8 protein-coding genes are annotated in these 9,392 nt (G+C 45.1%); all 8 read left to right on the top strand.

Features of this window, described 5'->3' with window-relative positions:
- Positions 1-250: 250 nt before the first annotated feature.
- The 8 genes from VCHENC03_RS09905 to VCHENC03_RS09940 all read left to right on the top strand — a co-directional run bounded on the left by VCHENC03_RS09905 (position 251) and on the right by VCHENC03_RS09940 (position 9,369).
- A complete protein-coding gene (locus VCHENC03_RS09905; RefSeq protein ID WP_009706585.1) occupies positions 251-682 on the top strand; it encodes a Spy/CpxP family protein refolding chaperone in 432 nt (143 codons plus the stop codon).
- A 533-nt stretch (positions 683-1,215) separates the two neighbouring features.
- Positions 1,216-2,016, top strand: a complete 801-nt coding sequence (locus VCHENC03_RS09910) for a tyrosine-type recombinase/integrase (protein ID WP_009706584.1) — start codon at positions 1,216-1,218, stop codon at positions 2,014-2,016.
- A gap of 379 nt (positions 2,017-2,395) precedes the next feature.
- Entirely contained in the window at positions 2,396-3,142 is a 747-nt protein-coding gene (locus VCHENC03_RS09915; RefSeq protein WP_306301440.1) for a helix-turn-helix domain-containing protein, read from the top strand.
- A gap of 336 nt (positions 3,143-3,478) precedes the next feature.
- On the top strand, positions 3,479-4,012 hold the full coding sequence (locus tag VCHENC03_RS09920; protein ID WP_009706582.1) for a fimbrial protein: 534 nt from the start codon (positions 3,479-3,481) through the stop codon (positions 4,010-4,012).
- A gap of 69 nt (positions 4,013-4,081) precedes the next feature.
- Positions 4,082-6,547 carry a fimbria/pilus outer membrane usher protein gene (locus VCHENC03_RS09925; protein ID WP_009706581.1) on the top strand — a complete coding sequence of 822 codons (2,466 nt, stop codon included), beginning with the start codon at positions 4,082-4,084 and terminating at the stop codon, positions 6,545-6,547.
- A gap of 17 nt (positions 6,548-6,564) precedes the next feature.
- Entirely contained in the window at positions 6,565-7,323 is a 759-nt protein-coding gene (locus tag VCHENC03_RS09930) for a fimbrial biogenesis chaperone (RefSeq protein ID WP_009706580.1), read from the top strand.
- Positions 7,323-8,363, top strand: coding sequence for an adhesin (locus VCHENC03_RS09935; RefSeq protein ID WP_032802806.1), 1,041 nt, complete (start codon positions 7,323-7,325; stop codon positions 8,361-8,363). Before VCHENC03_RS09930 ends, VCHENC03_RS09935 begins: the two co-directional genes overlap by 1 nt.
- A gap of 10 nt (positions 8,364-8,373) precedes the next feature.
- Positions 8,374-9,369 (top strand): OmpA family protein, encoded by a 996-nt coding sequence (locus VCHENC03_RS09940; RefSeq protein WP_009706578.1) that lies wholly within the window; start codon positions 8,374-8,376, stop codon positions 9,367-9,369.
- Positions 9,370-9,392 lie beyond the last annotated feature (23 nt).

The following is a 9,392-nucleotide window of genomic DNA, read 5'->3' as shown; positions in this document are numbered from 1 at the left end:
GCCGCCGCGTCTACAAACCAAGTCATTCTCGCTGAACCTAGCATCTCGAGGTTACTTGGGTATAAATAACGACTAAGACGACGGACAAAAGAAAAAGACGAAGGAAATTGGAAATTATTTGTCGTTTTTGCCATATCAGTCTTTGCTTATTTTTGTGACGGAAAGTCTCATATTTGTCAGGTACAGGAAACCATGTGGTATCGATTGAGTCTCACCTAACTCCAAACTGAAGTTAATGAAGGTTCCCCCAATGAAACGCTACCTATTGTCGACGATTCTACTACTAAGCAGCGCAAATGTATTTGCAGAAGCAGCACCAACTCAACCTGCAGCGCCAAAACCATTCGGTTTAGAGAGCATTACGGCTGATCAACAAGCGAAGATTGAAGAAATTCAAATCAATTTAAGCAGCAAACTAGCGGGTCAGCAGGATCCTAAAGCAGTACAAGAAAGCGCGAAGCAGTTCGAGAAGTTAGTGAAAGCGTCTTCTTTTGATGAAGCAAAAGCCAAGCAACTTATCCAACAAGCGCATGCAAAACAGCTAGACACGCAGCTGGCTCAACTTAAAGCGCAGCACGATATCTACAATGTTCTAACCGCAGAGCAAAAGTCGACGCTAGAGAAGCGTCAACAAGAGCAGCTTAAAAAGTTAGAAGCGATGAAGCAGCAACAAGCGCAGTAATCGAAACCACTTTTACTCCCCTATAGAATGTTCAAGGCTCCCAATTGGGAGCCTTTTTTGTTTGGTTTGCATTGGTTTGCGCATAAAGGTTTGGCTTTCCATTGCCGAATACTTACTCAACGACACTTCGAGAGCGTGTGTGATGTCGGTTCAATAAAACTGTCATGAGAAGTAGATCACAAAAAATGCGCTACAAAACGATTTCACACCGTTCATATCACCAAATAAACCGCCATCTTTCTGAGTAAAAAATCAATATAGTTATGAATCCAGATAAATTATCGAGTTAATACATGAATTTACTTATCAAATCATCACTGTGAGGGACTTGAATCAAATTGATATAGTGAAAGCGACTGATAAATCACTTGATTGGAATTATTCAATTAATACATCAATTAAATTAATGGTATAGAAAAAAATATAACCGTGGCAATTGAGATTAATAACAGTAAGTAATATTAACTCAAATGCTTATTACCGCTTGAGCTATATTTAATATTAATAATTATAACGTAATGGAAGGTATGTTCATGAGTACCGTGCAGGCAATTAGCGACAAGCGTATTTTAAAGAAAGCAGAAAAATACCTGAAGCGACACCACGATGAAGTCTATTGGCTAATTTGGCGAATAGGCATTGAAACGGGATTACGAATTACCGACATCACCAAACTGGGCTACGACAACATTAATTTTGAATCGGGTGAAGTGGTGGTGATTGAGAGTAAAGGAACACTGGCGCGACAAGCAAGAGCGCGACATAAAGTATTAAAAAGCATCAAAAATGAACTGCTCAACTACTACAAACGAGATCATACCAAGTTGCTCTCAGTGTACGTGTGTGATTACCGAAACGTAGCGGGGTTAGTGCCTCGTAGTTGGAAGAAAAGCGTCCAAGCACGCTTGGAAGAAGCAACGAAAAACGCGCCGGTGAAAAAGCGTATCGCTTATCTTAGTCCGCGTACTTTAACCGCATTGAAGAAACGTCGAAGAATGTGGCAAGACAAGGATAACGGTCTGATTTTTTCGCGCTCTACCCTAGCCAGTAATCGAGCAAAAAGACAGCGAGGCGTTATCTCGCGTCAGGCTTGTTGGAGTGTCTTCTCGTGCTTATCTCGATGTATTGATGAGCTACGACAGTACAAAATCGGCTGTCACAGCCTGAGGAAAATATTCGCACGTCACCTTTATCACTCAAGCGATATGGACATTGGCCTAGTAGCGACCATTATCGGCCATCAGTCTGTTTCGACAACACTAAGGTATATCGGTATTTCAGATGAAGATACTAAGCGGGCGCAATTGCGGCTGTTTGACTATTTCTTCGCGTAGCGAATAACACAACGACCTTTTCGTTTATAGGTTGAGGAAGCCAGCGCGACCTCAGGCACCTCTGTATCTCAAGCCCTAAACTCTCGCAATGAGAGGCAATTTTTGACGTCTGTTAGTAGGTCGATTGCACGCTTTTGCCCTCACTCCTGTAGGAATAGTACTACGTGCTACACACCTTTTTCTGAAATTGAGCAATTGTTCTTTACCATTGAATCAAAATGCCGATTTTAAGCGTTTCCCTTTATTTTTCAGGAATATAACCTCGCTCAATTCGGGGCATATTCTACCCTTGTTCAAATTCAAACCGACAGAGCATGCCCATATTGCTTAACTTTGTTATGCCTATTTAACTGTTTGATTCATAAGTCAATTAAGGCATGTGGAGGTAAAGGTGGAGTCGAACTTTTCTCAACACCTTCGAAAGGCACGAAAGAGAAGAGGTTGGTCGCAAAGAGAGCTGGTGGATCGCTTACGCCATTTCCCTTTCTCTTTGTTTGTTGGGCTCGATGTTAATGCGCTCTCTCGGTGGGAAAGTGAGAAAGTCCAACCCACAGCAGAGCGGATGGTTCAGATTCTCAGAGTGCTTGAAAACAGTGTAGATGAACTCAAGACATGCTGCTTTCCGACTAAGCCTCAATTGATCAAAAGGTTCGAGCGTTATCGTCATGGCAACTTTGGCCTTGTCCCACTTCCTGAAGGAAAGGGGAAGTGGCGACGTTTGAACGAAAAGGGCAGTGGTCGTCAGTTTTTAAGACAGCTTTGTTCACTGACAGAGTATGAACGCTTTCTCAATGGCAAAGAGTCGACGGAGCAATGGTCCGTTGGTGGGAGTGCCTTAGCTTCTTTGACTTACCGAGTCGAAGGTGACGCGTTCATTCTCATGCATACCGAGAGTCTCAGTTATTCGGCTTTGCTGTCTAGCATTGAGCGATTGATTGAGTTGTTGTACGCCAGTCGGGCAAGGCTTTTCTTAATGGTTGCGCCAGAAAAGAAAACCGTTAAGCAAGTACGAGTGTTCCAACTTGAAGAAGTCGGAGCGAGTACCGGTGTTTATTCCGCGGGGGCCGATTATGTATTGGGTGAGCTACTTACGATTCGTTCGTGGAGCCACTCAAATCGCGCGTAATGTTCACGGATCGTACACCCAATAATAACTTTATAGTTCGGGTCAACGTTTAATTGGATAAATCTTATTAGGAACAGGTAATTAAAAATATAGGCTCATAACAAGAATGCAGTATTTCTTGATGAAAAGGAGCGAATAATTTAGGGAGAATTAATGGTTTAGAACTTAATAACATTCACGCTAACCAAAAATCATAACGTTTGTTAAACGATACAAACACATCGAGTTGGAAGTAAAACTATTCCATCCACACATTTATTAAAAACTGAATTGCAACGATAAGAAGTCATCACTTCTTGTCTGCATTTATTCGCTAAAAATACACGGGATTTAAAAATGAAAGCTAAATTCATTCGCTCATCAATCGCAGCTACTTTTCTTTTTGGACTGATGTCTGCAACCCCTGCTTTGGCAGAAAACACGACCAACGTTTACTTCAAAGGTGAAATCGTAGAATCAGCATGTGGTCTATCACCAGACAGCATCGATCAGACAATCCAACTTGGTCAACAGCCAACGCATATCTTTAAAGCAAAAGGTGACCGCTCTACACCAGTGCCTTTCCAAGTGAAGCTGACAGATTGTGATACGACTGTAGCAACAAAAGCGGAATTCACATTCGACTCTAACCCAGACACCACTGGCGACCTATTCAGCGTTGAAGGCGGTGCAACGGGCGTTGGCGTACGTATCCTTCACGATGGTAACCCAATCGACAACGGTGACGTAGCAGCAAGCAACGTAATCGTAGACGGCACAAACATCGCGTCTTTCTCTGCAGCGTATGAAGCAAACGTAGACGTAACAGCAACGCCTGTTACAGCGGGTGTTGCAGAATCTTGGGCGCTACTACGCGTAACGTACCCTTAAGCAGTTGCCGAGAGAGCTTTGGCTGTTTAGCCAAAGCTCTCGTTCTAATAAAAAACACTGGTTGATAAAATGCGTCGTCATTTACTCGGTTTAATAATTGTACTTTCCTTTCCTTCTTTTTCTTACGCGACCAGCTTCAATGATTATTTTATAAGAAGTAAAAATAGTGTCGATTTAAGCAAATTCTCGAATGCGAACTTTGTGGAAGACGGTAAATATGAGCTAGAGGTTTATATTAATGGGGAGTTCTTAACCAAAGAAAATATTGTATTTAATAACAATAAACCCTGCATTTCTGATGCATTAATGGACAGCCTTCCTCTTAGCGAGCGTGGTTATAAAGTCTACAAAGAAAACGCGATCTCAGTTGATGATGGTGTGTGTTATCAGTTTGAAGATGTCGGCTACACCAAAGTCACGTCCGATCTCGGTAAAGCACGTTTAGACATCACGACGCCTCAAGAATACATCGCCAATGAGTACAAATATGGTTTTGTGCCTGATCGTTTATGGGACGATGGCATCGCCGCGCTCTATCTGGATTACAACGTTAATTACTTTTCCAGCCAACAAGACGATGAAAACGGTTGGAATGACGATCTATCCACCTACGGCATTGTTGGGTTAAATGCCGGAGCGTTTCGTTTTCGAGCAAATTACCAAGCATCCAACAACTACTCGGGTGACTTTACTTCATTGTATGGCTATGCGCCGATCCGCAGCATTAAATCGAAACTGACGTTCGGTAATACCCAGTTTGGCTCGGACGTGTACGACTCGTTCCAAATGACGGGGGTTCGTCTGCAAAGCGATGACCAAATGTTGCCATCTAACTTGCGTGGTTACTCTCCAGTGGTCTCTGGCACGGTCAATACCAATGCGGTGATCACCATTCGCCAGCAAGGCAACGTACTTAAAGTAGTGAATGTGAATGCGGGGCCGTATCTGATTGATGACCTATCACAAGCGTCTCAAGGTACGTTGGATGTTGAGGTCAAACAAGCTGACGGGACGATTCAACGTTACCAAGTGAACGGTGCAGATGTGTTGTACCTAACGCGACCTAATCACGTGCGCTATAGCGTATCTGCGGGTGTGCCGGACAGTGATGCTTATGAGCACACGCCCGAGTTTTTTTCCGCCGAAGCGTCCTATGGTGTCAACAACTACCTGTCGTTGTTCTCTGCAACGCTGCTTTCTGAAGATTACCAATCTTACACTTTCGGTAGTGGTATCAACCTGAATTACTTCGGGGCGGCTTCATTCGATATTTCTTCTGCGCAGGCGAAATTAGGCGACGACACGGATGCCTCTGGTTTGTCCTATGGCTTTACTTACAACAACACGCTGACCGACTTTGGCTTGGGTTTACGTGTGGCAGGCTATCGCTTTTCGGAAGAGCAATACTACGAATTTGATGAGTATTTGAAGTCTTATGATGACCGCACTTCTTCCATCGTCTATGCCGCGAACAACAACCGTAAAGATGAAAAGTACATTGCACTAACCCAGAGCTTTGGCTCGACCAGTGCGTATTTGTCTTACACCTCAAACAACTATTGGGACAATCGCCGCGACAGTTCTCGTTACGACGTTAATATTTCGCATCCGTTGAAGATCAACGGGATCGATCTTTACTTAACGATGAACCTGTACAAGTCGAACGATTCATACATCAGTTACGACTACGAGTCGGGCATTAATGAATACTCGCCAAGCATTGACGAAAAAGGTTGGTCATTGGGGGTCTCTATTCCTATTGGTGGCAGCAACACTGTCTCAGTTCAAACCAATTCAAGCAGTGGCGACTACTCTCAAAACCTTGCCTACTCGGGATACAACAACGATGACGGTTCTAACTATCGCGTTGCTTACGATGTTTACGAGGGTGAATCCAACGGCGTAAGTGGCAACTACAATCGCGATTTCTCGTTCATGTCGACGTCTGTGGGTGGCAGCTACAAAACCAACTCGTACAGCCAAGTAAACGCCAATGCGATGGGCACAGTGCTGCTTTCAAAACATGGCTTGGCTTACAGCGCACTTAACTCGGGTACGTCGCGCATTCTTATCGATTCGAATGTACCGGACGTCACCATTAACGGTAGCAACAACGAAGAGACCAATGCGTTTGGCTTGGCGCTGATCAATGGCGTGACGCCTTATCAAAAGAGCTACAACACCATCGATTACAAATCACTACCTGATGATGTTGAGGTGCTCGGCAGCGTTAAGAGCATGGTGCTGACCGAAGGTGCGATCGGCTATCAAAAAATCAAGGCCCGCCAAGGCAGCAACTTCATGGCGCGCTTGCAAGGCGAACAAGACATTCCGTTTGGTGCATTGGTGTTTGACGACGAACTCAATCAAGAGATTGGCATTGTTGGGCAAGACTCGACGGCTTATCTGGTCGGCGTCAATCTCGATTCAAAAATCAGTGTGAGCTGGGGGGATAACCAAAGCTGCCACTTAATCATTGATGACTCAGTTCTAAACAGTAAAGAAGTCATCCGTTCCGTTCATTGTGATAATTAATCAGTAGTTGAGAAGTTATGAAAAAATCAATTCTAGCCGTCATGTGTTGTTTGATGGTCTCGGCATCGGCGAATGCGGCATTGGCTTTAGACCGAACTCGTGTGGTTTATGAAGGTAACTCAAAGGTGGAGACCGTCAAAATAAAGAACCCCGCTGACATTCCATTCTTAGCGCAATCTTGGTTGACGGACATGGACGGAAAGGATGTAGAAGACAAATTCATCGTTGTTCCACCCGTGTTGAGAATCGAGAGTAAAGATTACGCCATGCTGCGCATCAAATCTTTGCCAACCGCTTCCCAGCTTCCGCAAGACAGGGAAACAGCTTACTTCTTACATGTTCGCGAAGTGCCGCCTTCGGAGCATGACAAGCACGATGATGCTGTCGCAGAGACCGCCAGTGGTTCTATCCAAATCGCAATTGAATCGGTGATCAAATTTTTCTATCGACCTTCCAGTCTGGACAAGATTAAGCGCGTCGATAAAGCAGTGGCCAGCGCGACCAAAATTAAGCGCACAGGCAGCAATAAGATCTTGGTAGAAAACGGTTCGCCATTTTACGTGACTTACTCTGAGTTGATGGTGGGGAAAGCGGAGAAAGACGCGACAGGTTTCACCCCTGTGATGCTTGCGCCGTTCACCAGCAGAACCTTGAAAGTAGAAAAAAGCGACCGATACACGTTAAGCCACATCAATGATTATGGTGCCACGGTGAGCAACACCTATTTCTGCAATTCAAAAAACATTTGCACTGCCAAAGACGAAAGTGAGGGGTAATGATGAGAGCGTTATTTCTAACACTTTGTTTGCTCGTTACGGGGCTTTCAGTTGCTCCCAATGCGTGGGCGTTAGCCTGCTACAGCACAGAAGCCGGTGGCAGTTTTGGTGGTAGTGGTCCTGGCGGTGTAAGCAGTTTCTACATTGACCCTTCTGCATCGGTACCCATTGATGCGCCTGATGGGCAAGTGGTATGGCGTGGCCCCTCTCAAACGGTGAATGTTACTTGCTATAAAGATGCGACGAATTTCCCTCACTTGAAGGATTTCCCCGAACAAGTGTTCTTTTGGCCCGGTAAAACGGGTGATACCGTCGTCCCGAATATTCCCGGTATTAAGGTGGGGTTTCGATATGAAGGCCGAGATATTTATGGCGTAAAAACCGCAGTTGATGGCTTCAGGGTTCCTCAGTGTAGTGCTAGTGAAGACAACAACGCTTGTGAATCACGCACTAAAACATCCAAAACCATTACATACCAGCCCATCATTGTTACGGGGCCGGGGGATTTCTCTGGATATAGCGCGCCGGTCAACATTTTCCAGTTAGATGGGGAGTTGGGTTACAACGGAGCGTATGCAAACTACCGCAGCGTGATTCAGAACATGGACATTCTTAAGCCTTCTAAATGTTTGGTTGAGCTGGAGATCAAGAACAATAACATCGACTACGGGCGCATTGGTGTAGACGATATTGTACAAACCGAGCCTCGACCTCTCACTATTATCGTTCGCAACTTAAAGTACGGTGCCGATTGTCCATCCGTTAAGCTACGTGGCTATTTTGATAATGTTCGAGACCTGAACAACCGATCTTACGTCCCTGTTTTTGACGAAAGCGGCACGGAAATCAAATCCTACGGCATCAAACTTTACACTCCGAGTGGTGAAGAAGTGCAACTTAATGAGCCTGTCGGTGATGGTTACGAAGTAGAGCAAGTCGGCTATGACCGTTACTTCGCCAAACTGGTGCCTTTCGACCCTGCCAACATTAAGAAAGGGAAGTTCGAGGGAATGGTGGTGTACACCGTTTCTTACTTATAGGGGAAGGCTTGTGAATTACAAACAAATGATTTTTTTCGCGATTTCTGTTTTTGCACTCTCCCCAGTTTTGGCACAAGAGGCCCAGCAAGCCGACGAACCCGAGAAAGGCGTTATCGATACTTTGGTATCCAATGGATTGTATTTTCAAGTGGGAGGGGGACTCGCTCAATTTAAAGACGATCCTTACAAGCACGACAATGACATCACCAGTTTGAAGTACAGCTTAGGTATCTCGACGCAGCCTTTTGATTATGAGTTAGGCTATCGCAGCTTATCGGACGGCAATGGTTTTGACATGAAAGGTTTGGACATTCTCGCCAAACACAAATGGTCACTGTGGCGCGATGGTGGTTTGTTTGCTGGTGTGGGTGGCTACATCTACAACGCCGATATGGACAAGCCGCAGTTGGATTCACCGACGGAAACCAGCGGCGTGGCACCTTACCTGTCGTTGGGCGGCTACTATGCCTTGAGTGAGTATATCGACGTCTCGTTGCAATTCGACAATCTGTTCAATGTCAGTGTGCTCGATCAGTACTACGACAAAAAAGACACAAAGCAGTTGCGTCAGGTGAACTTATCTCTGGTGCTTCATCCGTGGTCGAGCAGCAGCTACAATCCGCAACCTATTGAGTACATAGAAGATGCGCCAGAAGAGCAAACCGTGATTCTAGCGGAGAACAGTCCGGTTTATAGCTACGACGATGCCGCGCTCAACCCACAGATGGAAGCTCAGTTGATGAAGTTAGCCAGTCGAATAACTGAGTTGGAAAGCTATGAAGTGGTGGTGACAGGAGGGGCAGATAGTAAGCCTGCTTATCTGGAGTACAACAATCACTTAGCGAGAGAGCGAGCAAAAGTCGTGGCGGATTTCTTGATTTTGCATGGCGTGAAAGCGGACAACATTCGTCTTGAGACGTCAGTCATTGAACAAGAGCATCGCGAGCAAGCCGCGCGTAAAGTGGAAATTACGGTCAATGGAACCGAATTGGTGGAGCCAGAATAAGAGCTTTCTTCGTTTCTGACCAA

The organism is Vibrio sp. HENC-03, assembly GCF_000305755.2.
GTDB classification, from domain to species: domain Bacteria; phylum Pseudomonadota; class Gammaproteobacteria; order Enterobacterales; family Vibrionaceae; genus Vibrio; species Vibrio owensii.
This window is presented reverse-complemented; position numbering and strand designations above follow the sequence as displayed.

Coding starts and splice junctions, on each gene's coding strand:
- VCHENC03_RS09925 (WP_009706581.1), top strand. CDS start 4,082: ATGCGTCGTCATTTACTCGGTTTAATAATTGTACTTTCCTTTCCTTCT.
- VCHENC03_RS09905 (WP_009706585.1), top strand. CDS start 251: ATGAAACGCTACCTATTGTCGACGATTCTACTACTAAGCAGCGCAAAT.
- VCHENC03_RS09930 (WP_009706580.1), top strand. CDS start 6,565: ATGAAAAAATCAATTCTAGCCGTCATGTGTTGTTTGATGGTCTCGGCA.
- VCHENC03_RS09910 (WP_009706584.1), top strand. CDS start 1,216: ATGAGTACCGTGCAGGCAATTAGCGACAAGCGTATTTTAAAGAAAGCA.
- VCHENC03_RS09920 (WP_009706582.1), top strand. CDS start 3,479: ATGAAAGCTAAATTCATTCGCTCATCAATCGCAGCTACTTTTCTTTTT.
- VCHENC03_RS09935 (WP_032802806.1), top strand. CDS start 7,323: ATGATGAGAGCGTTATTTCTAACACTTTGTTTGCTCGTTACGGGGCTT.